25 protein-coding genes are annotated in these 24,584 nt (G+C 71.5%); 18 read left to right on the forward strand and 7 right to left on the reverse strand.

Annotated elements, in window-relative coordinates; all coding sequences use genetic code 11:
* Window positions 1-1,032: Asp-tRNA(Asn)/Glu-tRNA(Gln) amidotransferase subunit GatB (gene gatB / locus VFH10_RS14995; protein WP_325129961.1), on the forward strand; the 1,032-nt coding region annotated here is incomplete at its 5' end.
* A gap of 46 nt (window positions 1,033-1,078) precedes the next feature.
* Here the strand turns inward: gatB and VFH10_RS15000 are convergent.
* The 3 genes from VFH10_RS15000 to VFH10_RS15010 are packed head-to-tail and all read right to left on the reverse strand — an operon-like array spanning window position 1,079 to window position 3,447.
* A complete protein-coding gene (locus tag VFH10_RS15000; protein WP_325129964.1) occupies window positions 1,079-2,242 on the reverse strand; it encodes a PQQ-dependent sugar dehydrogenase in 1,164 nt (387 codons plus the stop codon).
* A 32-nt stretch (window positions 2,243-2,274) separates the two neighbouring features.
* Window positions 2,275-3,189: an alpha/beta hydrolase gene (locus VFH10_RS15005; RefSeq protein ID WP_325129966.1), complete on the reverse strand. Its 915-nt coding sequence runs from the start codon at window positions 3,187-3,189 to the stop codon at window positions 2,275-2,277.
* A gap of 45 nt (window positions 3,190-3,234) precedes the next feature.
* Window positions 3,235-3,447: a hypothetical protein gene (locus tag VFH10_RS15010; protein ID WP_325129968.1), complete on the reverse strand. Its 213-nt coding sequence runs from the start codon at window positions 3,445-3,447 to the stop codon at window positions 3,235-3,237.
* Window positions 3,448-3,573: 126 nt separating this feature from the next.
* Here VFH10_RS15010 and VFH10_RS15015 point away from each other — a divergent pair, with 126 nt between their 5' ends.
* Window positions 3,574-4,494 (forward strand): 2-hydroxyacid dehydrogenase, encoded by a 921-nt coding sequence (locus VFH10_RS15015; protein WP_325129969.1) that lies wholly within the window; start codon window positions 3,574-3,576, stop codon window positions 4,492-4,494.
* Window positions 4,494-4,904 (forward strand): HIT family protein, encoded by a 411-nt coding sequence (locus VFH10_RS15020; RefSeq protein ID WP_325129970.1) that lies wholly within the window; start codon window positions 4,494-4,496, stop codon window positions 4,902-4,904. Before VFH10_RS15015 ends, VFH10_RS15020 begins: the two co-directional genes overlap by 1 nt.
* A 4-nt stretch (window positions 4,905-4,908) precedes the next feature.
* On the opposite strand, the gene VFH10_RS15025 is transcribed toward VFH10_RS15020, so the two are convergent.
* On the reverse strand, window positions 4,909-5,460 hold the full coding sequence (locus tag VFH10_RS15025; protein WP_325129971.1) for a PadR family transcriptional regulator: 552 nt from the start codon (window positions 5,458-5,460) through the stop codon (window positions 4,909-4,911).
* 74 nt (window positions 5,461-5,534) lie between these two features.
* Between VFH10_RS15025 and VFH10_RS15030 the strand changes: the two genes are divergently transcribed.
* Window positions 5,535-6,632 carry an exo-alpha-sialidase gene (locus tag VFH10_RS15030; protein ID WP_325129972.1) on the forward strand — a complete coding sequence of 366 codons (1,098 nt, stop codon included), beginning with the start codon at window positions 5,535-5,537 and terminating at the stop codon, window positions 6,630-6,632.
* A gap of 88 nt (window positions 6,633-6,720) precedes the next feature.
* Window positions 6,721-8,394: a dihydroxy-acid dehydratase gene (gene ilvD / locus VFH10_RS15035; RefSeq protein ID WP_325129973.1), complete on the forward strand. Its 1,674-nt coding sequence runs from the start codon at window positions 6,721-6,723 to the stop codon at window positions 8,392-8,394.
* Window positions 8,395-8,403: 9 nt separating this feature from the next.
* Here the strand turns inward: ilvD and VFH10_RS15040 are convergent, their stop codons facing one another.
* A complete protein-coding gene (locus tag VFH10_RS15040; protein ID WP_325129974.1) occupies window positions 8,404-8,841 on the reverse strand; it encodes a DUF6973 domain-containing protein in 438 nt (145 codons plus the stop codon).
* 32 nt (window positions 8,842-8,873) lie between these two features.
* Between VFH10_RS15040 and VFH10_RS15045 the strand changes: the two genes are divergently transcribed.
* The 7 genes from VFH10_RS15045 (at window position 8,874) to VFH10_RS15075 (ending at window position 16,467) form a co-directional block, all read left to right on the forward strand.
* Window positions 8,874-9,575 carry a GNAT family protein gene (locus VFH10_RS15045; RefSeq protein WP_325129976.1) on the forward strand — a complete coding sequence of 234 codons (702 nt, stop codon included), beginning with the start codon at window positions 8,874-8,876 and terminating at the stop codon, window positions 9,573-9,575.
* A gap of 238 nt (window positions 9,576-9,813) precedes the next feature.
* Window positions 9,814-11,589 carry an acetolactate synthase large subunit gene (locus VFH10_RS15050; RefSeq protein WP_325129978.1) on the forward strand — a complete coding sequence of 592 codons (1,776 nt, stop codon included), beginning with the start codon at window positions 9,814-9,816 and terminating at the stop codon, window positions 11,587-11,589.
* Entirely contained in the window at window positions 11,586-12,137 is a 552-nt protein-coding gene (gene ilvN / locus VFH10_RS15055) for an acetolactate synthase small subunit (RefSeq protein ID WP_325129979.1), read from the forward strand. Before VFH10_RS15050 ends, ilvN begins: the two co-directional genes overlap by 4 nt.
* 60 nt (window positions 12,138-12,197) lie before the next feature.
* Window positions 12,198-13,226, forward strand: a complete 1,029-nt coding sequence (ilvC, locus tag VFH10_RS15060) for a ketol-acid reductoisomerase (RefSeq protein WP_325129980.1) — start codon at window positions 12,198-12,200, stop codon at window positions 13,224-13,226.
* Window positions 13,227-13,380: 154 nt separating this feature from the next.
* On the forward strand, window positions 13,381-14,088 hold the full coding sequence (locus VFH10_RS15065; RefSeq protein ID WP_325129981.1) for a DsbA family oxidoreductase: 708 nt from the start codon (window positions 13,381-13,383) through the stop codon (window positions 14,086-14,088).
* Between the two features lie 178 nt (window positions 14,089-14,266).
* Entirely contained in the window at window positions 14,267-15,856 is a 1,590-nt protein-coding gene (serA, locus tag VFH10_RS15070; protein ID WP_325129983.1) for a phosphoglycerate dehydrogenase, read from the forward strand.
* A gap of 158 nt (window positions 15,857-16,014) precedes the next feature.
* A complete protein-coding gene (locus tag VFH10_RS15075) occupies window positions 16,015-16,467 on the forward strand; it encodes a hypothetical protein (RefSeq protein WP_325129985.1) in 453 nt (150 codons plus the stop codon).
* Between the two features lie 13 nt (window positions 16,468-16,480).
* Here VFH10_RS15075 and VFH10_RS15080 read toward each other — a convergent pair whose 3' ends face one another.
* Window positions 16,481-17,047 carry an O-methyltransferase gene (locus tag VFH10_RS15080; protein WP_325129986.1) on the reverse strand — a complete coding sequence of 189 codons (567 nt, stop codon included), beginning with the start codon at window positions 17,045-17,047 and terminating at the stop codon, window positions 16,481-16,483.
* A gap of 419 nt (window positions 17,048-17,466) precedes the next feature.
* Between VFH10_RS15080 and VFH10_RS15085 the strand changes: the two genes are divergently transcribed.
* The 6 genes from VFH10_RS15085 to VFH10_RS15110 all read left to right on the forward strand — a co-directional run bounded on the left by VFH10_RS15085 (window position 17,467) and on the right by VFH10_RS15110 (window position 23,645).
* Window positions 17,467-17,610: a hypothetical protein gene (locus tag VFH10_RS15085; RefSeq protein WP_325129988.1), complete on the forward strand. Its 144-nt coding sequence runs from the start codon at window positions 17,467-17,469 to the stop codon at window positions 17,608-17,610.
* 11 nt (window positions 17,611-17,621) lie between these two features.
* Complete coding sequence (locus VFH10_RS15090; protein WP_325129989.1) at window positions 17,622-18,686, forward strand: 3-isopropylmalate dehydrogenase; 1,065 nt, start codon at window positions 17,622-17,624, stop codon at window positions 18,684-18,686.
* Window positions 18,687-18,708: 22 nt separating this feature from the next.
* A complete protein-coding gene (locus tag VFH10_RS15095; protein WP_325129990.1) occupies window positions 18,709-19,806 on the forward strand; it encodes a branched-chain amino acid aminotransferase in 1,098 nt (365 codons plus the stop codon).
* Complete coding sequence (locus VFH10_RS15100) at window positions 19,785-21,092, forward strand: ankyrin repeat domain-containing protein (RefSeq protein WP_325129992.1); 1,308 nt, start codon at window positions 19,785-19,787, stop codon at window positions 21,090-21,092. Before VFH10_RS15095 ends, VFH10_RS15100 begins: the two co-directional genes overlap by 22 nt.
* A 61-nt stretch (window positions 21,093-21,153) precedes the next feature.
* A complete protein-coding gene (locus VFH10_RS15105; protein WP_325129994.1) occupies window positions 21,154-22,788 on the forward strand; it encodes a serine/threonine-protein kinase in 1,635 nt (544 codons plus the stop codon).
* A 149-nt stretch (window positions 22,789-22,937) separates the two neighbouring features.
* A complete protein-coding gene (locus tag VFH10_RS15110; protein WP_325129995.1) occupies window positions 22,938-23,645 on the forward strand; it encodes a VOC family protein in 708 nt (235 codons plus the stop codon).
* Between the two features lie 66 nt (window positions 23,646-23,711).
* Here the strand turns inward: VFH10_RS15110 and VFH10_RS15115 are convergent, their stop codons facing one another.
* Window positions 23,712-24,446 (reverse strand): SDR family oxidoreductase, encoded by a 735-nt coding sequence (locus VFH10_RS15115; RefSeq protein WP_325129996.1) that lies wholly within the window; start codon window positions 24,444-24,446, stop codon window positions 23,712-23,714.
* Window positions 24,447-24,584 lie beyond the last annotated feature (138 nt).

Below are 24,584 nucleotides of genomic sequence, written 5' to 3' on the forward strand. Positions count from 1 at the left end.
GCCGACCACTCGCTGGTCGACTACAACCGAGCCGGCATCCCGCTGATCGAGATCGTCACCAAGCCGATCGTCGGCACCGGCGACAAGGCACCGCTCGTCGCGAAGGCCTACGTGGCGCACCTGCGGGAGCTGCTGCTCGGCCTCGGGGTGTCCGATGTACGCATGGAGCAGGGGTCGCTGCGCTGCGACGTCAACCTCTCGCTGCGGCCGGGACCCGACGCCCCGCTCGGCACCCGCACCGAGACCAAGAACGTCAACTCGCTGCGGTCGGTCGAGCGCGCGGTCCGCTACGAGATCGGCCGCCAGGCGGCGATCCTGTCCGGCGGCGGCCGCATCGTCCAGGAGACCCGGCACTGGCACGAGGACACCGGGATCACCACGTCCGGCCGCGAGAAGTCCGACGCCGAGGACTACCGGTACTTCCCCGAGCCCGACCTGGTGCCGGTCGCGCCGACGCGCGAGTGGGTCGAGCAGCTGCGCAAGGAGCTGCCGGAGCCGCCGCGCGAGCACCGGGCCCGGCTGCAGGCCGCCTGGGGGTTCTCCGACCTGGAGATGCGCGACACCGTCGGCGCCGGGGCGCTGCTCCTCGTCGAGCAGACCGTGGCGGCCGGCGCCGCCCCGCAGGCCGCCCGCAAGTGGTGGCTCTCCGACATGGCGCGCCGCGCCAACGAGCAGGGGGTCGAGCTGATGGACCTGCCCGTGACCCCGGCCGATGTCGCGCGCGTCCAGGCGCTCGTCGACGAGGGCCGGATCAACGACAAGCTCGCCCGCCAGGTCTTCGACGGCGTGCTCGCCGGTGAGGGCACCCCCGACGAGGTGGTCGCCGCCCGTGGCCTGGAAGTGGTGTCGGACGAGGGGGCGCTGTCCGCGGCGGTCGACAACGCCATCGCCGCCAACCCCGAGGTCGCCGACAAGATCCGCGACGGCAAGGTGGCGGCCGCCGGCGCGCTGATCGGAGCGGTGATGAAGGAGATGCGCGGCCAGGCCGACGCCGGCCGGGTCCGCGAGCTGATCCTCGAGAAGCTCGGCTGAGTTGTCAGTGCGACGACCGGCTGGGACCGGCTCACGCTCTGACAAGTCAGCGGATGGCGACCTCGAGGATCCGGTCGTCCTGCGGTGCCGGTGAACCGCGGCCGTCGCGGTTGGACGTGGTGAGCCACAGGTTGCCGTTGGGTGCGACCACGATGGTGCGCATCCGGCCGTAGGCGCCGACGAACCAGTCGCGGGCCCGGCCCACCCCGCGGTCGGTGACCGGGACCTGCCACAGCCGTTCGCCACGCAGGGAGGCCATCCACAGCGAGCCCTCGTGGAAGGCGAGGCCCGAGGGGGACGCCTCCGACGTACGCCACTGCACGAACGGGTCGCGGTAGCGCGACTCACCCTCGGCCCGGCCCTCGTGGATCGGCCAGCCGTAGTTGCGGCCCTTGGAGATCAGGTTGAGCTCGTCCCAGGTGTCCTGGCCGAACTCGCTGGCCCAGAGCCGGCCGCGGTCGTCGAACGCGAGCCCCTGCACGTTGCGGTGCCCCATCGACCAGACGGGTGAGCCGTCGACGGGGTTGTCGGGTGCGGGGTCGCCGTCGGTCGTGATGCGGAGGATCTTGCCGGCCAGCGATCCGCGGTCCTGGGCGAGCTGCTCCTCGCCGATCTCGCCGGTCGACACGAACAGCGTGCCGTCGTCGGCGAACAGCAGCCGGCCCCCGTCGTGGACGAAGCCGTTGGGGATGCCGGTCAGCACGGGTCGCGGCGGGCCCAGCCGGCCGTCGGCGTACCGCATCGCGACCACCCGGTTGTCCTCCGCCGTCGAGACGTAGGCGTAGACCAGCGAGTCCTCGTCGTACGTCGGGGACGCGGCCAGCCCCAGCAGGCCGGCCTCACCCTGCGGCGCCGCGATCGAGACCTCGCCGACCGGGCGGACGCGACCGCCACCGGCCGGGATCGCGACGACGCGCCGGGTGTCCCGTTCGCCGACCAGGGCGCTGCCGTCGGGCAGGAACGTGACCCCCCACGGAGCCGCGAGGTTGCGCGCGACGGTGCCGACGACGCGCGGTCGCCCGGGCCGTCCGATGTCGGTCGTGGGCTCGGAGTCGGGCGAGGACGGCTCACCGGTCTGGGTCGTGGGTTGCGGTGTCGGCGGTTGGCTGCCGAGCCCCTCCGGGTCGCCCTCGACCTCGGTGCACGCGGCCACCAGGGCGAGCAAGGCGCAGGCGACCAGGACTGCAGCGCGGGTGCCGGCGGGTCTCACCCCGCCACGGTAGCCATCTGGCCCGGACGGCGTCAGGACACGCGGCTCATGAGCATCAGCAGCTGTTCGTGCACCGTCTCGGGGTGCTCGAGCTGCAGGAAGTGCGACCCGGGCAGCTCCAGGTACGCCGCGTCGGGGATCCGCTCGGCAGCCGTGCGCATGTCGTGGCTCGAGGCGAGCACGTCCCACCGGCCGGCGACGAACGTGGTCGGCACCCGGATCTTGCGCAGCGAGACCCGTGGGTGCCGGGCCGCGGCGCGAGCGAGGTGCATGTACCAGTCGACCGGCGTGGTGAGGAACTCCTTGACCGCGCGGCGCACGTCGGCGCGGTCCTGGGCCGGGAGCATGAAGCCGCTGTGCATGAGCAGCTCGGCCGCGACCGGCCCGATCGGCAGCCGGGAGGTCACCGGCGTCACCAGCGGACCCAGCCGCTCGAGGGTCGCGGTCACGCCCATCGCGATCGGACGCCGCACCGGCCGGGGCAGCAGCAGCGGCGCGCCCATCGAGGAGAACGTGCCGCCCGGGACCCCGGCGACCGCGAAGATCCCGCTCACCCGCTCCGGGTGCAAGGTGGCGAGCTCGAACGCGGTGTTGACGCCGAACGACCAGCCGGCGACGACGCAACGCCCGATGCCGGCGTCGTCGAGCACGGCGACGGCGTCCTCGACGAACGCCTCGACGCCGACCCGGTCCGGGTCCGCCGGACGGTCGGAGCCGCCCGTGCCGCGGTGGTTCCACGACACGACGCGGACGCCGCAGTCGCGGGCGAGCAGGGCCGGCCACGCGTAGGGGTTGGTGCCCAGCCCGTTGCACAGCAGCACGGTCGGTCCGTCGACATCGTTGGTCCAGGCGCGCAGCCGGGTGCCGTCGGCGCTGGTCACGTCGTAGAAGCGCAGCGACCGGCCGCCGTGCGGCACGGCTTCGGGGCTGACGGCGGTCTCGGTCATGCGGGAATTGTGCCGCAGTCGGGTCCCGCCCCGGTGAACCGGACCTCAGGCGGTGCGGTCCTGGAGCGGGACCCGAAGGCGGGCGGCGTGCTGCCGCTGGTGGCCGGCCAGGAACTCCTCGACGTCGTCCAGCTCGGCCCGGCGCTGCGTGAGCGCCGTGCTCGCCACCATCGCATTGCGTCGGGCGACCTCCTGGCTGTGCACGTGCCAGCGGGCGGCGCGCCTGGTCGCGGTCATCAACAGCTGGATCGCGGTCATCTCGCCTCCCGTGAATGGTCTCTCGAGCTCTGCTGCCCCGAACCTAGGTGCCGCGTGCTTCGCCGTCGTCAACGTCGTGTGACGGTCAGGTGAACTCCTCGCAGAGACACCTCTAGGGTCGTCCGGGTGAGCGAACCCCTGGTCTGGCTGCCGTTCGACCCCGAGCTGCTCGGCGACCCGCCGTCCGGCCTGCGCTACGAGGTCGTGGTGCCGAGCGAGGGCGACGACCCGCCGGCGAGCATCGACGAGGTCGTGTTCTACGTCCCGCCGTACCGGTTCTCCGAGGCGGACAGCACGCTGGTGCCGCGGATGTCGTCGCTCCGAGTCGTGCAGACCATGACCGCCGGCGTCGAGCACATCCGCCCGCACGTCCCCGACGGCGTGACGCTGTGCAACGGTCGGGGCATCCACGACGCGTCGACCGCGGAGCTGGCGCTGACCCTGATGCTCGCCTCGCTGCGCGGCATCCCGGTCTTCGTGCGGGCGCAGGACGCACACACCTGGGTGCACGGCACGCGGCCGGCGCTGGCCGACAGCACCGTGCTGATCGTGGGGTACGGCGCGATCGGCGAGGCGGTCGAGCGCCGGCTCGAGGGCTTCGAGGTCGACGTCGTCCGGGTCGCCCGCAGCGCCCGTGCCGGGGTGCACGGTTTCGACGAGCTGCCCGAGCTGCTCCCCGAGGCCGACGTGGTGGTGCTGATCGTCCCGCTCACCACGCAGACGCGCGGGATGGTCGACACCGGGTTCCTGGCCCGGCTGCGCGACGGGGCGCTGCTGGTGAACGTGTCTCGTGGCGCGGTCGTGGACACGGACGCCCTGGTCGACGCGCTGGCCACCGGTCGGATCAGTGCGGCGCTCGACGTGACCGACCCGGAGCCGCTGCCTACGGAGCACCCGCTGTGGGACAGCCCCAACCTGCTCGTCTCCCCGCACGTGGGCGGCGCCTCGTCCGCCATGGAGCCGCGCGCGCACCGGCTGGTGCGGGAGCAGCTGGTGCGGTTCGCGGCGGGGGAGCCGCTGGTCAACGTGATGGAGGGGGACTACTGATGAGCGAGCCGGGCTGCATCTTCTGCCATATCGTGGCCGGGGAGGCGGAGGCGTTCGTGGTCGCCTCCGGTCCCACCGCGGTGGCCTTCCTCGACATCGCGCCGCTGGCTCGCGGCCACACCCTCGTCGTACCCACGCGGCACGTGAGTGACCTGCTCGACGGCGGCGCGCAGGCGCTGCAGGAGGTGGCGTCGGTCGTGGAGGAGACCGCCCACCTGCTGGTCGGACGGCTGGGCGCCGACGGGCTCAACCTGTTCCAGAGCACCGGTGCCGCCGCGGGGCAGCAGGTACCGCACTTCCACGTGCACCTGGTGCCGAGGTGGCGCGACGACGGCGTGCTGCGCAACCTGGTCGGCGAGCCGTCGGGCGCTGAGGACCTCGACGCCCTGCACGCCCTCCTGCTCGGATGAGCCGTCACTCCTCGTCGAGGCGGAGCAGCAGCTTCTCGATGATCGTGCGCTCCCCGTCGAGGTACTCCAGCCCCCAGTCGGCGACCAGCGACGGGTAGCGGAAGGCCTCCCCGGGGGCGTCCCGCCCGTGCAGCGACTCCCGGACCTGCTCGAGCTCGGCGCGGCGCGCGGTGAGGGCCGCGAGATGCTCGCGCAGCAGCGCCTTGCTGTGCTCAGGGTCGACGAGATGGCCGATCAGCAACCTCAGCGCGACCGGGTGCTTGAGCACCGGGAACTCCGGCGGCGCGTCCTCGAGCCAGGCGGTGAGCGTCCGCCGGCCCTTGGCGGTGATGGAGTACTTCGACGACCGCTGGTTGGGCCCGGCCGCCCGCGCACTGACCAGGCCGTGGGCGGTGAGCCGCTCGAGCTCGGTGTAGACCTGGCTCATCGCGGGGGAGACCCAGTAGAACCGCAGCGTCCGGTCCGCGCGCTGCTTGAGCTCGTAGCCGGTCAGGTCGTCGCCGAACGTGAGCAGCCCGAGCAGCGCGTACGACGTCGTCGGCAGGTCTTGACTCATGGTCCCCCAAGAGTAGTGTTCCTGACTGGAACAATCACCCCCTTGTCGATGAACGCAGCAGGAGGAGTCCGGGCATGGCAGACACCGTCGTGATGGTGGGCACGCGCAAGGGACTGTGGGTCGGTCGCTCCGACGAGAGCCGCTCGTCGTTCGAGTGGACCGGGCCGCACTTCAACATGGAGGAGGTCTACTCCTGCATGATCGACACCCGGCGCGGCACGCCACGGCTGCTGGCCGGTGCGTCGTCCTCCTGGGTCGGTCCGCAGGTGGGACGCTCCGACGACTTCGGGGCGACCTGGGAGTCGGGCCCCGAGGGGGCGATCCGGTTCCCCGAGGACACCGGCACCTCGCTCGAGCGCGTCTGGCAGCTGCAGCCCGGTCTCGGCGACGACGTGGTGTGGGCCGGCACCGAGCCGGGCGCCGTGTTCCGCTCCGAGGACGGCGGGGTGACGTTCGACCTGGAGCGTGGCCTGTGGGACAACCCGCAGCGACCTGAGTGGGGCGCCGGCTACGGCGGGCAGGCGTTCCACACGCTGCTGCCGCACCCCACCGACCCGGCCTCGGTCACGGTCGCGATCTCGACCGGCGGGGTCTACCAGACGACCGACGGCGGGAAGAGCTGGGGACCTCGCAACGAGGGCATCCGCGCGGAGTTCTTGCCCGAGGGGCAGCAGTACCCCGAGTTCGGCCAGTGCGTGCACAAGGTGGCGCGGCATCCCTCGCGGCCCGAGCGGATGTTCCTGCAGAACCACGGGGGCGTCTACCGCTCCGACGACGAGGGCGGGAGCTGGACCTACATCGCCGACGGGCTGCCGTCCGACTTCGGCTTCCCCGTCGTCGTACACCCGCACGAGCCCGACACCGTGCACGTCTTCCCGCTGGCCGGCGCCGGTGGTCGCTTCCCGCCCGAGGGCGAGGCGCGCGTGTGGCGGTCCCGGGACGCGGGGGAGACCTGGGAGGCACTCGGCGGCGACGACGGCACCGGCCTGCCGGACGCCTTCTACGTGGGCGTGATGCGCGACGCGATGACGATGGACGACCACGAGTCGCCGGGCATCTACTTCGGCGCCCGCAACGGCAGCGTCTGGGGCTCTTTCGACAACGGGACCACCTGGTCCGAGCTCGTGCGGAACCTGCCCGACGTGATGGTGGTCCGCGCCGCCAAGGTCTGAACAACGATTCGTCTGCGGTCTATGGGGTGATTCTCGCGGGCCGATCGCAGACGAATCGGGGGTCGTCGTACGGCGTAGCATCCGAGCCATGCCTGACATGAAGCCCCGCAGCCGCGACGTCACCGACGGACTCGAGAAGGCAGCCGCCCGCGGCATGCTGCGGGCGGTCGGCATGGGTGACGACGACTGGGAGAAGCCGCAGATCGGCGTCGCCTCGTCGTGGAACGAGATCACCCCCTGCAACCTGTCCCTGGACCGGCTCGCCAAGGCGGTGAAGAACGGCGTGCACGCCGCCGGCGGCTACCCGCTCGAGTTCGGCACCATCTCGGTCTCCGACGGCATCTCGATGGGCCACGAGGGGATGCACTTCTCACTGGTGTCGCGGGAGGTGATCGCCGACTCGGTCGAGACCGTGATGATGGCCGAGCGGCTCGACGGCTCGGTGCTGCTGGCCGGCTGCGACAAGTCCCTCCCGGGGATGATGATGGCGGCGGCGCGGCTCGACCTCGCCGCGGTCTTCCTGTACGCCGGGTCGATCATGCCGGGCCAGGTCGACGGCAATGACGTGACGATCATCGACGCCTTCGAGGCCGTGGGGGCCTGTCTCGCCGGGAAGATCACCCGCGAGGAGGTCGACCGGGTCGAGCGCGCGATCTGCCCGGGCGAGGGCGCCTGCGGCGGCATGTACACCGCCAACACCATGGCCGCCGTCGGAGAGGCGATCGGGATGTCGCTGCCCGGCAGCGCGGCCCCTCCGGCCGTCGACCGCCGGCGCGACGGGTTCGCCCACCGGTCCGGCGAGGCCGTGGTCAACCTGCTCCGCGAGGGCATCACCGCCCGCCAGGTGATGACCCGCGCGGCGTTCGAGAACGCCATCACCGTGGTCATGGCGCTCGGCGGCTCGACCAACGCCGTGCTGCACCTCCTCGCGATCGCCCGGGAGGCCGAGGTGCCACTGACGATCGACGACTTCAACACCATCGGCGAGCGGGTGCCGCACCTCGGCGACCTCAAGCCGTTCGGCAAGTACGTCATGTACGACGTCGACAAGGTCGGCGGCATCCCGATGGTGATGCGGGCCCTGCTCGAGGAGGGCCTGCTGCACGGCGACGCGCTCACGGTGACCGGCCGCACGATGCGCGAGAACCTCGACCGGATCGCCCCGCCGCCCGTCGACGGGGCGGTGATCCGCAAGTTCTCCGAGCCGATCCACAAGACCGGTGGGCTGACCATCCTCAAGGGCTCGTTGGCCCCGGAGGGTGCCGTGGTGAAGTCGGCCGGCTTCGACGACGACGTGTTCGAGGGGACCGCCCGCGTGTTCGACGGTGAGCGCGCGGCCATGGACGCCCTCGCCGCCGGCCAGATCGTCGGCGGTGACGTGGTGGTGATCCGCTACGAGGGGCCCAAGGGCGGGCCGGGCATGCGCGAGATGCTCGCGATCACCGGGGCGATCAAGGGTGCCGGTCTCGGCAAGGACGTCCTGCTGCTCACCGACGGCCGGTTCAGCGGCGGTACGACGGGCCTCTGCGTCGGCCACGTGGCCCCGGAGGCCGTCGACGGCGGACCGATCGCGTTCGTCCGCGACGGGGACCGGGTCCGCCTGGACGTCGCGAACCGAACCCTCGACGTGCTCGTCGACGCGGCAGAGTTGAAGGCTCGTGAGGAGGGCTGGGAGCCGTTGCCGCCGAAGTACACCCGCGGTGTGCTCGGCAAGTACGCCAAGGTCGTGCAGTCCGCGGCCCACGGCGCGGTCTGCGGCTGACCCGGTCGTTCAGCGGCGGCGCTCCACCACCCGGAGCTCGCCCGAGCGCCACATCGGCTCCGCCACGTCGCACAGGCGGCCGATCGCGGCGCGCACCGGCAGGTCGCGCAGCTCGCGGGCGTGCTCGGCGCCGAAGCGCCGCCCCACTTCGTTGTTGTGCTCGTCGACGGCCGTGTCCTCGGGACGCTTCGTGCCGCGCTCCTGCTCGACCGCCACGGCCCGGGCGACCTCGACCCCGTACATCGCGGTGAGGCAGGCCTGCCAGGCGAAGTGCCGCAGCGCGTTCTGCCTCCCGAACCGCCCCGGCGACCGGGTGGCGGCGGTCGACAGCGCCTGCACCGACACGAGCAGCACCCCGCCCGCGTCGCGCGCGGAAGCACCCGCACTTCGCGCGGCGCGGTAGAGGCGGGGCGCCTGGCTGAGCGAGCGGAGTCCGAGACCGGCCATGGCGACCACCATGTCAGCCCTAGGCTGCTGCCATGCCGCCGACCGACGAGCAACGCCTGCCCGTCGGCGACCCGGTCCCCGCGTGGACCGCCCGCCCGCTGCCGCGGCCGGGACCGTTCCGCGGCAGGTTCTGTTCCGTCGTACCGCTCTCCGTGGACCACGCCGACGCTCTGTACCCGACGTGTGCCGCCCCCGGGACCGAGCACCTGTGGACCTACCTCTCGGACGGGCCGTACCCGGACCTCGGCGACTTCCGGGCCCGCATCGAGCGCACGGTCGCGGACCCGGACGGGATCGCCGTCGCGGTGACCGACCCGGCGGGGGCGCCGGTCGGGCTCGCCAACTACCTGCGCCTCGATCCCGGCAACGGCTCCGTCGAGGTCGGCGGGATCCTGCTCGGCACGTCTCTGCGGCGCACGCCGGCGGCCACGGAGGCGATGCACCTGATGGCTGCGCACGTGTTCGAGGACCTCGGGTACCGGCGCTACGAGTGGAAGTGCGACGCCCTCAATGACGCCTCGGTCGCGGCCGCGCTGCGTCTCGGCTTCCGGTACGAGGGCACCTTCCGCCACGCGCTGGTCTACAAGGGTCGCAACCGGGACACCGCGTGGTTCTCGATCACCGACTCGGAGTGGGGCGACGTGGCGGTTGCGCACCGGGCGTGGCTGCACCCCGACAACTTCGACGACGACGGACGGCAGCGGAGCCCGCTGCGCCGTCCGTCCATTCCCTAAGACTCGAGTTCCACATCCTGGGACGCGTGTCACACTTGCTTGACGAAGCCACGCGGCAAACGGGACGGTAACCCCATGCGTTCCAAGATTCTTGTACGCACGCGACGCGACGGCTGACGGCACGACCGACACCGCCGCGTCCACCCCTCGCCGCCCGCCGGGCCGAGGGGTTTTTTGTTGGCAGCGCAGACCACAGTGACTCCGGACAGCGCCGGGGTCACGGGCAGAGAAGGGCGACATGGGCGACTCAGGCCAGACCGGCGGCACTCCGATGACGGGAGCGCAGAGCCTCATCTCCGCGCTCGAGCACGCGGGCGCCGAGAACGTCTTCGGCATCCCGGGCGGCGCCATCCTTCCGGCGTACGACCCGCTCTTCGACTCGCGCAGGCTCCGGCACATCCTGGTACGCCACGAGCAGGGGGCCGGTCACGCGGCCCAGGGGTACGCCGCGGCCACCGGCAAGGTGGGCGTCTGCATGGCGACGTCGGGACCCGGTGCGACCAACCTGGTGACCCCGCTGGCCGACGCCTACATGGACAGTGTCCCGATCGTCGCCATCACCGGGCAGGTGCCGAGCAGCGCGATCGGCACCGACGCCTTCCAGGAGGCGGACATCCGCGGCATCACGATGCCGATCACCAAGCACAACTTCCTGGTCACCGACCCGGCGGAGATCCCGCGCACCGTCGCGGAGGCCTTCTACATCGCCTCCACCGGCCGCCCCGGCCCGGTCCTGGTCGACGTGTCCAAGGACGCCATGCAGGCGAGCACGACCTTCGCCTGGCCGACCGAGCTGAACCTGCCCGGCTACCGGCCGGTGACCCGACCGCACGCCAAGCAGGTCCGCGAAGCCGCCCGGCTGATCCTGGAGTCCCGCCGGCCGGTGCTGTACGTCGGAGGTGGGGTGATCCGCGCCGCCGCCGCCCAGGAGCTGCGCGTGCTCGCCGAGATGACCGGGATCCCGGTGGTCACGACACTGATGGCGCGCGGCGCTTTCCCCGACAGCCACCCGCAACACCTCGGCATGCCCGGCATGCACGGGACGGTTGCCGCGGTCGCGGGCTTGCAGCGCAGCGACCTGATCATCAGCCTCGGCGCCCGATTCGACGACCGGGTGACCGGCAACCTCGACTCGTTCGCGCCCAACGCGAAGGTGATCCACGCCGACATCGACCCGGCCGAGATCGGCAAGAACCGGCACGCGGACGTCCCGATCGTTGGCGACTGCCGCGAGGTGATCGCCGACCTGATCGTCGCCCTGCAGAGCGAGGACGGGCAGGGTCGCCAGGGCGACTACGAGGCGTGGGTGGAGTTCCTCGCCGGGGTGAAGACGAAGTACCCGCTCGGCTACGACAAACCCGCCGACGGCTCGCTGGCCCCGCAGTACGTCCTCGAGCGGCTCGGCGCGATTGCCGGCCCCGAGGCGGTGTACGTCGCGGGGGTCGGCCAGCACCAGATGTGGGCCACGCACTTCATCGGCTACGAGCGCCCCGGCTCGTGGATCAACTCCGGCGGCCTCGGCACGATGGGCTTCTCGGTGCCCGCCGCGATGGGGGCCAAGGTGGGGCGTCCCGACACGACCGTCTGGTCGATCGACGGCGACGGCTGCTTCCAGATGACCAACCAGGAGCTCGCCACCTGTGCGATCGAGGGCATCCCGATCAAGGTCGCGATCATCAACAACGAGTCGCTCGGCATGGTCCGCCAGTGGCAGACGCTCTTCTACAACGAGCGCTACAGCAACACCGACCTGCAGCGGCACGCGCAGCGACGGATCCCCGACTTCGTGAAGCTCGCCGACGCCTACGGCTGCATCGGCCTGGCCTGCGAGTCGCCGGACGACGTCGACGCCACGATCAACAAGGCGATGGAGATCGACGACGTGCCCGTCGTCGTGGACTTCCGGGTGCACCGCGACGCGATGGTGTGGCCGATGGTCGCCGCCGGCACCAGCAACGACGACATCAAGTTCGCGCGCGACATGGCGCCGGAGTTCGAGGAGGACGACCTGTGAGCCGTCATACCCTGAGCGTGCTGGTCGAGAACAAGCCCGGTGTGCTGGCCCGGGTGGCCGGCCTGTTCAGCCGCCGCGGCTTCAACATCGACTCGCTCGCGGTGGGCCCGACAGAGCACCCGGAGATCTCCCGGATGACCATCGTGGTCAACGTCGAGGAGTCCCCGCTCGAACAGGTCACCAAGCAGCTCAACAAGCTCGTCGAGGTGATCAAGATCGTCGAGCTCGACGGCGACCAGTCGGTGGCCAGCGAGCTGCTGCTGGTCAAGGTCCGTGCCGACGCGGACACGCGCGGGCAGGTGCTGGAGGTCGTGCAGCTGTTCAAGGCCAAGGTGGTCGACGTCGCGACCGACGCGGTGACCGTCCAGGTGACCGGCAACCAGGGCAAGCTCGAGGACTTCCTGCGCGTCGTGGAGCCGTTCGGCGTCCGCGAGCTCGTCCAGTCCGGGATGGTGGCGATCGGCCGGGGCGGCCGCTCGATCACCGACCGCACCCTCAAGCCGGTGCCGCTGCCGCCGCCGTTCGCGGGCACCCCCCGCCCCGCCTGACCCATCCCGGTGGTCGGGACCACCCGACGTACCAGAAGCGACAACCGAAGGAGAGCCCCCGTGGCCGAGATGTTCTACGACGACGACGCCGACCTGTCCGTGATCCAGAGCCGCAACGTCGCGGTCCTCGGCTACGGCAGCCAGGGACACGCGCACGCGCTGTCCCTGCGCGACTCAGGGGTCGACGTACGGGTCGGCCTGCCCGAGGGCTCCAAGAGCCGGGCGAAGGCCGAGGCCGAGGGACTGCGCGTGCTGACCCCCGCCGAGGCCGTCGAGGAGGCCGACCTGGTGGTGATCCTCGCGCCCGACCACGTGCAGCGGAAGCTGTACGCCGAGTCGGTCGAGCCGAACCTCGTCGAGGGTGACGCACTGTTCTTCGGCCACGGCTTCAACATCCGGTTCGGCTACATCAAGCCGCCCAAGGGCGTCGACGTGGCGATGGTCGCCCCGAAGGGCCCCGGGCACCTGGTCCGCCGCGAGTACACCGAGGGTCGCGGCGTACCCGTGCTCGTCGCCGTCGAGGAGGACGCCACCGGCAAGGCGTGGGACCTCGCGCTGTCGTACGCCAAGGCCATCGGCGGGTTGCGCGCCGGCGGCATCAAGACCACCTTCACCGAGGAGACCGAGACCGACCTGTTCGGCGAGCAGGCCGTCCTGTGCGGCGGCGCCTCGCAGCTGGTGCAGTACGGCTTCGAGACGCTCATCGAGGCCGGCTACCAGCCCGAGGTCGCCTACTTCGAGTGCCTGCACGAGCTGAAGCTGATCGTGGACCTGATGTACGAGGGCGGCATCGCCAAGCAGCGCTGGTCGGTCTCCGACACCGCGGAGTACGGCGACTACGTCTCCGGCCCCCGCGTGATCGACCCGCACGTGAAGGACAACATGCGCGCCGTGCTCGCCGACATCCAGAACGGCAAGTTCGCGCAGCGGTTCATCGACGACCAGGACGCCGGCGGCCCGGAGTTCAAGGAGCTGCGGGCCAAGGGCGAGCAGCACCCCATCGAGGGCACCGGCCGTGAGCTGCGCAAGCTGATGTCCTGGGTGAAGTCGCACGACTCCGACTACACCGAGGGGACCGCTACGCGCTGATTGCTGGGGGCAAATTCACTGGGTCCCCAGTGAATTTGCCGCTCCCCGTGGCGAACTCGCCACGGGGAGCGTCCGTTTGCCACGGGGAGTGCCGGGGCACGGGGGGTGACGCGGGCCACGGAAGCAATCGCCCGTGGGGATGGTTGTGCTCTACATGCGTATCGAGATCTGGTCCGACGTCGTCTGCCCGTGGTGCTTCATCGGCAAGCGCCGCCTGGAGCGCGCCCTCGACGGGTTCGCGCACCGCGACGACGTCGAGGTGGTCTACCGCTCGTTCGAGCTCGACCCCTCCGCGCCGACCCCGGCGACCGAGCGCATGGACGAGGTGCTGGCCCGCAAGTACGGCGGCGGCGTGGACAACGCGCGCATGATGATGGCGCAGGTGACCCAGGTGGCGGCGGAGGAGGGGCTGGAGTACCACCTCGACCGGACCCTGCGCGGCAACACCGTGGACGCCCACCGGCTGCTGCACCTGGCCCTCGCGGAGAGCGGCCCGGCCGTGCAGGCGTCGCTCAAGGAGTCGCTGATGACCGCGTACTTCACCCGCGCCGAGGACATCACCGACCACGACGTGCTGCGCAAGGCCGCCACCGACGCCGGCCTCGACACGAGCCGCGTGGACGCGGTGCTGGCGTCGCGGGAGTACGCCGAGGCGGTCCGCGCCGACGTCGACCAGGCCCGCGCGTTCGGGGCCTCCGGCGTCCCGTTCTTCGTCGTCGACCGCAAGTACGCCGTGTCCGGCGCCCAGCCGACCGAGGTGTTCAGCCAGGTGCTGGACCGGGCCTGGGCGGAGAGCCACCCGCAGCTGACCGGGGTCGGCGAGGGCGTCGACGGCGAGGTGTGCGGCCCCGACGGCTGCTGACCCGAGCATGTGTCCGGCCCCGCCCGAGGAGCCTCGGACACCGCCCTCGCAGTGCCGAACCGTCCGGTAGGGTTCTCGGTGGGCACAGCGTCGTGCATCGGCCGCCCCCATCGCGACACGTGACGGGGACGACGGCCACCTCGAGCCGACCATCACCGAGAACCCCGAGGACATCGCCGTGAGCAAGCCCGTCGTACTCATCGCCGAAGAGCTGAGCCCCGCCACCGTCGAGGCGCTCGGCCCGGACTTCGAGATCCGGACCTGCAACGGCGCCGACCGCGCCGAGCTGCTGCCCGCGATCGCCGACGTGGACGCCCTCCTGGTCCGCTCCGCCACCAAGGTCGACACCGAGGCCCTGGCCGCCGCCCAGCGGCTCAAGATCGTCGCCCGCGCCGGCGTCGGGCTCGACAACGTCGACGTCAAGGCCGCGACGCAGAGCGGCGTCATGGTCGTCAACGCGCCTACCTCCAACATCGTCTCCGCCGCCGAGCTCGCCGTCGCGCTGATGCTCGCCGCCGCCCGGCACGTGGCGCCGGCCAACGCGGCCCTGAAGAACGGCGAGTGGAAGCGCAGCAAGTACACCGGCATCGAGCTCTACGAGAAGACCGTCGGCATCGTCGGCCTCGGCCGGATCGGGGTGCTCGTCGCGCAACGGCTGAGCGCCTTTGGGATGAAGGTCATCGCCTACGACCCGTTCGTCCAGGCCGGCCGCGCCGCGCAGATGGGGGTCCGGCTCGTGACCCTCGACGAGCTGCTGGCCGAGGCCGACTTCATGTCGGTGCACCTGCCCAAGACCCCGGAGACCATCGGGCTGATCGGTGAGGACGAGCTGGCGAGGGTCAAGCCCAGCCTGGTCCTCGTCAACGCCGCGCGCGGCGGGATCGTCGACGAGCACGCGTTGCACGTCGCGATCAAGGAGGGCCGGGTCGCGGCCGCGGGTCTCGACGTCTTCGCCTCCGAGCCCTGCACGGACAGCCCGCTCTTCGAGTTCGAGAACGTCGTCGCCACGCCCCACCTCGGCGCCTCGACCGACGAGGCGCAGGAGAAGGCCGGCATCGCCGTGGCCAAGTCGGTGCGGCTGGCGCTGGCCGGCGAGCTGGTGCCCGACGCCGTCAACGTGCAGGGCGGGGTCATCGCCGAGGATGTCCGCCCCGGCCTCCCGCTGACCGAGAAGCTGGGCCGGATCTTCACCGCGCTCGCCGGCGAGGTGGCCCAGCAGCTCGACGTCGAGGTGCGCGGCGAGATCACCCAGTACGACGTGAAGGTGCTCGAGCTGGCCGCCCTCAAGGGGGTGTTCTCCGACGTGGTCGAGGACCCCGTGTCCTACGTCAACGCGCCCCTGCTCGCCGCCGAGCGCGGGCTGGCCGTCCGCCTGGTCACCGACGCCGACAGCCCCGACCACCGCAACCTGATCACCCTGCGGGGAACCCTGGCCGACGGGTCCCAGGTGTCGGTGTCCGGCACCCTCATCGGGATCGCGCAGCGCGAGCGGCTCGTCGAGATCGACGAGTACGACGTCGACATCGAGCCCAGCGAGCACCTGGCGTTCTTCCGCTACGAGGACCGCCCCGGCATGGTCGGGACGGTCGGCCGGATCCTCGGCGACGCCCAGGTCAACATCGCCGGGATGCAGGTCGCCCGCGACACCAAGGGCGGCCACGCACTCGTGGCGCTGTCCGTCGACACGGCGATCCCGGCGCCGGTGCTCGAGGAGATCCGGACCGAGATCGACGCGGCGTCGGTGCGGGCCGTCGACCTGACCGAGTAGGTCCCTGGGCCGGTCGGGTCGTCCCGAATGTCCGTTCGGTCGGTCTTCGCCGATCCGGCTCCCGACCGGTCCTCCCGCGCGCCACGATGGGCCCTGTTGGGGAGGACCGGCCGGCCGCGGGGGTGGCGGGTCGATGCAGATCGATCAATGGGGGAAGCATGAACGCAACATCGAACACCGACGCGAGCCGCTGCCCGGGCTGGTGCGTGAACGTGCAGACCGACTCGGACCACGTGCACGTCAGCGCTGACATCGCGGCCGGCGCGCCGGACCAGCCGCTGATGGCGAGGCTGATCGGCAAGGGCCTCGAGGAGCAGCCGCACGTGCTGCTCAACGGCCGGGTGGCCACCGTCGAGCAGGCGGCGTCGTTCCTCGGCGGCGTCCGGCAGCTGCTCGACCGCGCCCGGCTCGCCGAGCCGGGGCTGGGCTTCGTCGAGGCATTGTGGGCCAACGCCGACGTCACCTTCTCCGAGATCTCCGAGCTGTGCGGCGTCGACGAGCGACGGATCCGTCGGCAGAGCCAAGGCGGACAGGTCCTGAGCGTCTACGAGTACGACCAGGTCGCCCTCGCCGTGGCGAGGATGATGGCCGCGACCGTCACGGCCGCCTGAGGCCGGGCGCCGGTCAGCGCTTGGTCGCGATCAGCACCGACGCGTCCGGCGCCACCATCACCTCGACAGTGGTGAACCGCTCGTCGGTGAGCCACTGCTCACGCAGCGTGTCGACCCGGCCCTCGTAGACCGGTGGCCACGACGAGCAGGGCGTGAAGTCGTCGAGCACGACGATCCCGCCGGGTTCGACGATGTCGATGATCAGCTCGGCACCGGAGTCCTTGGGCTCGCGTGCGTCGAGGAACAGCAGCGAGAACGGCCCACGGTCGCGCATCGTCGACCAGTCCGCGGCGAGCACCTCGACCTGCTTGTCGTCCTCGAAGATCTCCGCGGCGGCCTCGGCCAGCTTGGGGTCCAGCTCGGCGGTGAGGATGTCGGCCTCGTCGCGCACGCCGGACCGCAGCCACGCCGTACCGACACCGCATCCGGTGCCGAACTCCGCCAGCGTCCCGGTTCGCGTCGCGGCGAGGGTCGCGAGCAGCCGGCCCGTCTCGTTGCGGCAGAACGACACGTACCCGCGCTTGCGGGACACGTCGAACGCGCGGGACACGATCTCGGGCAGCTCGGGCGGGGCACTCATGTCGCGATCCTCTCAAACAGTGGGTGAGCGTCCGGCACTCGAGAGGCAATCTCACATGGTGGAAAGCTGTGGGAAGTCACCTGCGCGCCGTCGCGACCCCCGTTACCGTGGACCAATCATGCGGAGCTTCTTCGTACTTATCAGCCGCCGTGGCGGGGCCTCTTAAGTAAGGCCACCTCGCCGCGGAGTTCGGCATGTCTGGCCCTACGAAGAACCTCCGCCGCGAGCAACGCAGAAGCGCAGCAACCGCGAGCTCCTCCGAGATCCACCCCTCGTCGCACCACGTGACCCGTGGTCCGAGGATCGACCTCCTCAGCTGGCAGCGGAGTCCACCACCACCGGTACGACGGTCGCGGCGGACACCCCGCCGAGCCGCTGTCCAGCACTTCCGAAATCGATCCACGACCTTGGAGCACAAGATGTACGACATGTACCCCGAGTGGGGGCCCAGCCGACACTACGACGACGCCGCCGCCGGCAGCGGTAATACGAGCAGCGACGGGGCGGTCCAGGCCGGACTCGACCTGCGAGACAACGGTGGTCAGCGCCCCGACGACAACTAGAGTCCCGGGGCATGACGCAGACCTTCCAGCTCGCCGTGATCCCCGGCGACGGCATCGGTCCGGAGGTGACAGCCGAGGCTCTCAAGGTCCTCGAGCAGGTCGCCGGCAGCCGGTCCGGTGTGAAGTTCGAGCCCACCCGCTACGACCTCGGCGCCGAGCGGTACCTCGCCACCGGTGAGGTGCTGCCCGACTCCGTGCTCGAGGAGATCCGTCAGCACGACGCGATCCTGCTCGGTGCGGTCGGAGGCAGGCCTGGCGACCCGAACCTCCCGCCGGGGATCCTCGAGCGAGGTCTGTTGCTCAGGCTGCGTTTCGAGCTCGACCACTACGTCAACCTGCGCCCCTCGCGGATCTTCCCCGGCGCCAGCTCGCCGCTGGCCGACCCCGGCGAGGTGGACTTCGTGGTGGTGCGGGAGGGCACCGAGGGTCCGTACGTCGGCAACGGCGGCGCCCTCCGCGTCGGTACGCCGCACGAGATCGCCACCGAGGTCAGCGTCAACACCGCCTTCGGAGTCGAGCGGGTCGTCCGCGACGCGTTCACCCGGGCGCAGAACCGCCCCCGCAGGAAGCTCACCCTGGTCCACAAGACCAACGTGCTCGTGCACGCGGGCGGCCTCTGGTCGCGGGTGGTCGGCGAGGTCGCCGGGGAGTTCCCCGACGTCGCCGTCGACTACCTGCACGTGGACGCGGCGACGATCTTCCTGACCACCGACCCGGCCAGGTTCGACGTGGTCGTCACCGACAACCTGTTCGGCGACATCATCACCGACCTCGCCGCGGCCGTCACCGGAGGCATCGGCCTGGCCGCCAGCGGCAACGTCAACCCCGACCGGACCGCCCCCAGCATGTTCGAGCCGGTGCACGGGTCCGCGCCCGACATCGCCGGCCAGCAGAAGGCCGACCCGACCGCCGCGATCCTCTCCGGTGCGTTGCTCCTCGAGCACCTCGGGCTGCACGACGCGGCGCGGGCGGTCGAGTCAGCCGTCGTCGACGACCTCGCGGAGCGGGCGAGCGGCGCCGGCGGGGTACGCCGTACCTCCGAGGTGGGGGACGCCATCGCCGCCCGGCTCGGGTAACAGGTCGGCTACCGTGCACCCCATGGAGACGTCCTTCGAGATCGCGGTCGCCCCGGCGAGCAGCCCGGTGGGCAGCGACCGACTTGCGGAGATCCTGGCCGACCCGGGCTTCGGCATCCACTTCACCGACCACATGTACGTCGCTGAGTGGACCCCCGACCAGGGCTGGTACGACGCGCGCGTCACGGCGTATGCGCCGCTGACCCTCGACCCGGCCACCGCCGTCCTGCACTACGCGCAGGAGATCTTCGAGGGCATGAAGGCCTACCGGCACGACGACGGCTCGGTGTGGACCTTCCGCCCGGAGATGAACGCCGAGCGGATGATCCGGTCTTCCAGGCGCCTCGCGCTGCCTGAGCTCCCGGTCGGCGACTTCGTGGCGTCGGTCGACGCCCTGGTCCGCGCCGACGAGCGCTGGGTGCCCGACGCCGCAGGGGAGAAGAGCCTCTACCTGCGGCCCTTCATGTTCGCGTCGGAGAAGTTCCTCGGCGTCCGTCCCGCCAAGCACGTCACCTACATGGTCATCGCGTCGCCGGCGGGCGCCTACTTCGCCAAGGGCCTCAAGCCGGTGTCGATCTGGCTCAGCGAGGAATACAGCCGCGCCGGCCGCGGCGGCATGGGCGCGGCGAAGACCGGCGGCAACTACGCGAGCTCGCTGGTCGCGCAGCAGGAGGCCATCGAGCAGGGCTGCGACCAGGTCGCCTTCCTCGACGCCTCGGAGCGCAGGTACGTCGAGGAGCTCGGCGGGATGAACCTCTACTTCGTGCACGACGACGGCACCATCGTGACCCCCGAGCTGTCCGGCACGATCCTCGAGGGCATCACCCGGTCCTCGATCATCGAGCTGTGCGGCAAGCTCGGCCACCGCGTCGAGGAGCGCAGGTTCACCGTCGACGAGTGGCGTGACGGGCTGACGTCGGGGCGCATCACCGAGGTGTTCGCGTGCGGCACCGCTGCGGTCCTGACCCCCGTCGGCACGCTGAAGTGGCGGGGTGGCTCGGCCAGCACGGGTGCCGGCGACGACACCGGCCCGGTCACCAGGCAGGTCCGTCAGAACCTCGTGGACATCCAGTACGGCCGAGCCGAAGACACCTTCGGGTGGATGCACCGGGTCGTCTGACCGTCGCGCTCGGTCTGCTCCTGGTGGGCGCATGCTCGGGTCCGGCCCAGACGCCTGACGCTGCGGCCAGCAGTCCGGCCGGACCGGCCGCGCCGTCGGCTTCGACAGCGACCCCGGGACAGGCGGAGAGCCCGGCACCGGACCGCTCCGGTACCCCGACACCGGATCCCGGGCCTGCCGAGCAGGCCCGCCTCGACCAGCGGCTCCGAGACGCGGCCTGGGCCGACGACGTCGAGCTCGCCCGCCGACTGATCCGGCGCGGTGCCGACGTGAACGCCAAGGACGACACCGTGCAGAGCGCCTATCTGATCTCCACCAGCGAGGGCCACCTGCGGCTCCTGGACCTGACCCTGCGCAACGGCGCGCGCGTGAACGACAAGGACTCCTTCAACGGCACCGGCCTGATCCGCGCCGCCGACCGTGGACACGCGCAGGTGGTCGGGCGGCTGGTCCGGGCGGGGATCGCGCTCGACCACGTCAACAACCTGGGGTGGACCGCCCTGCACGAGGCGATCATCCTCGGCGACGGCGGCCCGCGGTACGTCGAGACGGTGCGCGTGCTGGTCGCCGCGGGAGCCGACGTCGGCGTCCCGTCGGCGCGCGACGGCGTGACTCCGGTGCAGCACGCGCGAAGCCGCGGCTATGACCAGATGGCGGCGCTGCTCGAGCGGGCCGCGGGTCGGGAGGTGCCGCGCGCCCGTGCGTCCGACGTACTGCTGGAGGCCGCGGCATCCGGGGACGCCGACCGCTCCGCCCTCGCGCTGCGAGCCGGTGCCGACCTGGAGGCGCGCGACGAACGACGGCGCACGCCGCTGCTGCGCGCCGCGACCGGCGACCGGGTCGCGGTCGCCCGGCTGCTGGTGGCGATGGGCGCCGATCCGGACGCCCTCGACGACCAGCACGACACGCCCTGGCTGGTCACCGGGGTCACCGGCAGCGTGCCGATGCTCGAGGCGCTCCTTCCTGCGGGCCCGGACCTGACGATCCGGAACCGCTTCGGCGGCGTGTCGGTCATCCCCGCCTCCGAACGCGGCCACGTCGACTACGTACGCCGAGTGGTCCGCACGGGCATCGACGTCGACCACGTCAACGACCTCGGTTGGACCGCCATGTTGGAAGCGGTGATCCTCGGCGACGGCGGCCCGGCCCATCGGGAGATCGTGCGGATCCTGTTGCGCGCCGGCGCGGACCAGACGATCGCGGACCGCAACGGCGTGACGCCGCTCGAGCACGCCGAGGCGAGCGGTCAGACCGGGGTCGCCCGGATCCTGCGCGAGGCGCGCTAGCGGTGGGGGTGCGGTGGCGTCGTGCGCCTGATCGGGACCCCCCTCGCGTACCGTTGGACGGGTGACCACGAGCTCCCAGACCCCACCTGACCTGCGCGTCGGGGGTTATCGGCTGCTCGCCAAGATCGGCGAGGGCGGCATGGGAGTGGTGCACCTCGCGCAGGCGCCCGATGGCGGCCGGGTCGCGCTCAAGGTCCTGCGGCCCCACATCGTCGGGGACGACGAGGCTCGCGAACGCCTGGCCCGCGAGGTCGCGTCGTTGCGCCGGGTCACCAGCCCGCGCATCGCCGAGGTGCTCGACGCCGACCCGTGGGGGGAGACGCCGTACGTCGCCACCCGCTACGTGCCCGGCCTCTCCTTGCACCAGCACATCCGCGAGGAGGGCCCGATCACTGGCGTGGACCTGCCCCATTTCGCGGCCGGTCTCGCCGAAGCGCTGATCGCCGTGCACCAGGTCGGCGTGCTGCACCGCGACATCAAGCCCTCCAACGTGCTGCTCGAGGGGCGTTCGCCGGTGCTCATCGACTTCGGTCTCGCCCGGCTGGCCGAGGACCCGCGGCTCACGCAGACCGGCTGGCTGCTCGGCACACCCGGGTACCTCGCCCCCGAGATCCTCTACGGCGACGACGCCACTCCGGCCTCCGACGTGCACGCCTGGGCGGCCACCGTCGTGTTCGCATCGACGGGGCGACCACCCTTCGGCACCGGCCCCGCCCTGGCGATCATGGACCGGGTACGCCGCGGTGAGCACGACCTGAGCCAGGTGCCCGCGTCAGTGCTTCCACTCGTCCGGGAGGGGCTTGCCCCCGACCCGGGTGACCGGCCGTCCACCGGAGAGGTCGTCGCCGCGCTGCGTGGTCCCGCCCTCGCGACGGGCCGGCCCCGGGCGGCCGTCTCCGACGTGCCGACGATGCCCTGGGTGCTGGCGCACGCCGACCACCAGGCGCCGCCGGCGACCAAGCCGTTGACCGTGCCCGCACCGGTCGGCGACGAGGCGCTTCGGCAAGCGGAGCCCGCCCGGGCGCCGTTCATGCAGCCGCCGCCCCCTCGAGATGCTCACCGGCCCCCGCTGCTCCCCGCCAACGCGATGCGGCAGCCCGCCACCGGCTCTGCCCGGACCCAGCGGATGCTGCTGCTCGGCGGGCTGTTCCTCGCGGCCGCGGTCGGCCTGGGCGTCGCGCCGTACCTCACGTTCTGGACCCTGGCCGTGCTCGCCCTGGCCGTGCGCGCCCTGTCGTGGACGACCGAGTCGGCGCGAGAGCGGCAGTACCTGCGTGGGCGGCGCAAGTGGTACGACGCGCCGCTGACCGTGCTGTCGTCACCGTGGTACCTCGTGGTCGCGGCCGGGGGCACCGTCATGCTGCTCGCCTGGGCCGTGTTCCTGGCGGGGCTGGCCGGACTGTCCGCGGCACTGTTCGGCCTGCCGCTGCAAGCGGGGCTGGTCGTCATCGGAGCCGTGCTCGCCGCCGGGCTCTGGACCGGCCCTGGGTCCAAGCGGCTGCGGCTGCCGACCCGTCGACTGATCACCTCGCTCACCCGTGACGTCTGGATCGGGTGGACCTTCGTCGGTGCGATCGCGATCGTGCTCGGGGCGCTGCTCTGGTCGCTCGCTGGCGGCGAGCCGAGCTGGCGGCCGCAGCCGGGGCCGCCCTGGCGCGACGGCACCCTGCTCGGCACGCTGACCGGCTGGCTCTGAGTGGTTGCGCCACCTGTCACGCGAACGAGCCCGCCGGTGGCCAGCTCCGCTCGCATTCCGACCACCCGCCTTCGGGACCCCGCGGAGACGGCACTTCCGGTTGTTCGTAGGGTCAGCGCCGGCTGAATCAGGGATAGAGTCCCCGGACTATGGACATGCTGAAGGGCGAGCAGATCGCCGAGGCCGGCCTGACCGACTGGCGCAAGCTGGCCCAGGGGCTGCACGCCCGCTACCTGGTCGACGACTTCGGCACCGGTGCACGGTTCGTCGCCGCGGTGGGCGAGGCGGGCGACGCGCTCGGCCACCACCCGCGCGTGTCGATCGGCAAGGGGTACGTCGACCTCAAGCTGGTCAGCGACGACGCCATCTACCGCGACGACGAGGGCACCGAACACGTCGTCGAGTGGGTGACGCAGCAGGACGTCGACCTCGCGCGACGGATCACCGAGATCGCCGCCGACCACAAAGTCGACGCCGACCCGGCCTCGGTCAGCGACATCGAGCTCGGCCTCGACACGGCGCACTCCGAGACCATCGCCCCGGTGTGGGCCGCTCTGCTGACCGGGAGCGCCGAGTCCCAGGGCCGCGGGACCCCCAGCGACGAGATCCGGGATGCCACGGGACGAGTACCGAACCTGTGGTTCGGGGACGCCGACGAGCACGAGGCCCCGGGTCAGCGGTTCCACGTCGAGGTCTACGTGGCGCCCGAGGCGGCCGAGCAACGGATCGCCGCCGCCGTCGCCGCGGGCGGGACCGTGGTCGATGACAGCGACGCGCCCTCGCTCACCGTGATCGCCGACCAGGATGGCAACAAAGGAGTCCTGTGCGTCGACGTGTCCGCGGTGAAGAAGGATTGAATCGCCAACTCGGTTGACCGTGGCCCGACGGGGTGGCGCGTCGATGTGCGTTCGTCAGACGCCGTCCTAGATCGCGTGTCCGCCGTTGACCGTGATGCGCTGGCCGGTGATGAAGCCTCCAGCGTGCGACGCCAGGTGCCCTACTAGCGCGGCAACGTCCTCCGGCGTACCCATCCGTCGCAAGGGCACCTCAGCCGCGTAGGAATCGGAGTCGATGCCGGTGTGGCGCTCGACTGGGATCCATCCCGGTTGGACGAGGTTGACGGTGATGCCGTCCGGCCCGAGCTCCTTCGCCCACACCTTGGTGAGCCCGATCTGGGCGCTCTTTGCTGCCACATACGCCGACATCAGAGGCGCAGCCCGATCCGCGAGGTCGGAACCGATCAGGATGACCCGCCCGTCGCCGGATGACCGCATGCTCGGAAGGGCTGCCTGCACGAGCAGGGTGGGACTCTTGACGAAGAACTCCAGTTGGTCGAGGTGGGTACGCCAGGTCAGGTCGACCACGCTCACTTCTGGCTGCGGGCCGGTGGCGTTGGCGACGACTGCGGTAACCGGGCCGAGTGCCCTGGTGACTTCCGCGAACAGGCCGGCCACCCCGTCCTCAGTGACGACGTCAGCGCCGAATGCTTCGGCGACACCGCCGGCATCTCTGATCCGTTTGACGACGGAATCTGCCGCCTCCCGACCACGGAGGTAGTTGACCGCAACCGGGCGCCCGTCCGCCGCAAGCCGCAACGCGATCGCCGCGCCGAGCCCTCGCGAAGCACCCGTGACGACCGCGACCCCAGAGGTAGCCATACGCCCACGTTACGAGCCGAGGTTGTCATTGCCGCCGGTGCCTGGGTCCCGCGGCCCCGAAGAGTCCCGACGCACTGATCGGGCAATCAATGCCTTTCCCGTTGTGCACAAGGGATTCCGGAGCGCGGATTCTGTCGG

Source organism: Nocardioides sp., from assembly GCF_035697785.1.
In the GTDB taxonomy this organism is placed as follows: Bacteria; Actinomycetota; Actinomycetes; order Propionibacteriales; family Nocardioidaceae; genus Nocardioides_B.